The sequence below is a fragment of the Microcoleus sp. B3-A4 genome (assembly GCF_036705385.1).
Taxonomy (GTDB): domain Bacteria; phylum Cyanobacteriota; class Cyanobacteriia; order Cyanobacteriales; family Microcoleaceae; genus Microcoleus.
The window spans coordinates 1-2,056 of the sequence record NZ_JAUBUI010000195.1 but is presented as its reverse complement, the minus strand read 5'-3'; the positions used below and the strand labels follow the sequence as shown (position 1 = coordinate 2,056).

The following is a 2,056-nucleotide window of genomic DNA, read 5'->3' as shown; positions in this document are numbered from 1 at the left end:
CTTTTTAGTTAGATCACCCCATTAAGATTAAAAAGACCTCATTATAACACAAAATCAATTCTGCAAGAGGTCTAATGTTAAATGTCGCCAGTGCGAGTATTGGCGGCTTAAAGAATATAAAGACGAAATGACGTATCGAAGAATGGCAAAATGCCCTCTTGAGCGTCAAAGAATTTGTGGGCGAATTTTCAATCAACTTTAGTGGCGGCGAACCTTATATTAAAAAAGGTTTTCTAGACTTGCTGGCCTTTGCGAATAAAAATGGCATTCACGCCGGCGTAACCACCAACGGCTATTGCATGACCAGGGAAAACGCAGCCAAAACTGTCGCTGCTCGTCCTTTTAATGTGAATATGTCAGTTGACGGGCCGAATGCAGAACTGCACGATTATTTGCGAGGTCAACCGGGATTGTTCGACAGGCTTTCTAAAGGAATCGGTTATCTGCGCGAAGAACAAGAAAAACAGAACGTATTGTTTCCGATCAACGTCAAACCGACAATTAACCGACTCAATTTCCGCCACCTCCCGGAAATAGTCACCTGGGCTCAGGGAATTGGGGCGACGACGGTAAACTTCCAACCAGTCAACCGCTGGACGCCAGAAACATTCGAGGAATTGTGGATTGAAAAAGAAGACATGGAGGAATTTTCACAGGTAATCGAGCGCCTAATTGAAATGAAGCATAACGGTGCTCCGATTATGAACAGCGATGAAGTGTTGCGATTGATGATTCCTCACTTTGCGGAAGAAAAAGCTCCAGATTCAACTCGTCCTTGTCGCGTTGGACTGCGGAATTACTGGATTGATACGCGCGGTGATGTGAAATTGTGCGATGAGTTTCCGGTGATCGGCAATGTGAAAACTGCCAGCGCCCGCGAGATTTGGTACGGCGAAAAAGCTCAGAAAGTCCGCCGCGATACTTTGAATTGCGGCAAGCTTTGTCTGATTACTTGTGTTTCGCAAAAGACGATTTTGGACAAGGTAAAAATGGGGGTAAAATTATTAAAAACTTGAGGTTTGAGCAGTGTTAATATTGCTTGTATTCATGGTGACCTGGTTTGAGCAGAAACCCGGTTTTTTGTTTGATGAATTGTATTCCCGTTCGGTTTTGCTAAAGGAGACGGCAATGCCATTTCTTTACGAATACAATGTTTTGTATCAGTCCTAGGGTGGGTGACGGTGAAAAATGATTGCACCGCAGTCATTTACTATTGACTGTCACGCACCGCTTTACCTGGGCAATATTTTTCTTACCAGCCGCAGGATTCTGGGGGATATTTTTCTCGCCAGTGGCAGGATACCCAGTATCAGCAGACCGAATATTAAACCGCATAGGAAACTTCATATAATCGTGGGGGTGAAGGGATGAAGGGGGAGGGAAAAATCGGGTTGCTATTTAATGGGTGTATCTTTGATGAGGAGATAACTGGCCCAAAAGATTTGTCCGCCTCCGATCGCAGATCCGACAAAAAAAGATGATATTCTCAAGTTGGCGAGATCGCTTTTTCTGTTTGTCTTCGTTCTTCCTGCCGATTTCCATTTGTTCTTGAGCGCGCTCTTTATCCTCGTGTTCCTTTTGCTTGTATAATTCTAGTTGTTCGCGATCGCGCTGACTTTCCCTCTCTTCCTGTTTTCGGTTCAATTCCACCTGTTCTATTTCCACCATCCCGCAAATTGTGGATGTTGTCTGCTGGAAGAAATGTTGAGTAGCAATCAGGTAGTTTAAGAATTTTTCAACTTGGCTTTTATATTTGCGCGATCACAAACTCAGGAACTTCGGCAAAAACACCAGTTGCCACCTTCAATGGAAAAACTTTTGATTTTAGGATAACTTTCGATATAATAATTTTCCGCATTAATATCAACAGTATTACGCTCTGCCTCCCCACAGCAAACCAGCTTCCTATCATTTAAGGAGATAGTGGAGGAAGCGAATCAATATTAGCTAGGGCAAAATTGAGAAAATATTCTGTCCGCGATAAGCTGTTAAACATCTAAACTGCATTAACTAAGTTACCTTTATTTTTTATTTTTCGGTTCCATTTCATAATTAG

Annotated in this window: 3 protein-coding genes; 1 reads left to right on the top strand and 2 read right to left on the bottom strand. The window is 42.8% G+C overall.

Annotation, left to right across the window (positions count from 1 at the left end):
• The first annotated feature begins 134 nt into the window (after window positions 1-134).
• Entirely contained in the window at window positions 135-1,016 is an 882-nt protein-coding gene (locus QUB33_RS29270) for a radical SAM protein (protein ID WP_333358136.1), read from the top strand.
• Window positions 1,017-1,203: 187 nt separating this feature from the next.
• On the opposite strand, the gene QUB33_RS29265 is transcribed toward QUB33_RS29270, so the two are convergent.
• Both QUB33_RS29265 and QUB33_RS29260 read right to left on the bottom strand, forming a co-directional pair.
• Window positions 1,204-1,347 carry a hypothetical protein gene (locus QUB33_RS29265; RefSeq protein WP_333358133.1) on the bottom strand — a complete coding sequence of 48 codons (144 nt, stop codon included), beginning with the start codon at window positions 1,345-1,347 and terminating at the stop codon, window positions 1,204-1,206.
• Between the two features lie 51 nt (window positions 1,348-1,398).
• Window positions 1,399-1,668: a hypothetical protein gene (locus tag QUB33_RS29260; protein WP_333358130.1), complete on the bottom strand. Its 270-nt coding sequence runs from the start codon at window positions 1,666-1,668 to the stop codon at window positions 1,399-1,401.
• Window positions 1,669-2,056 lie beyond the last annotated feature (388 nt).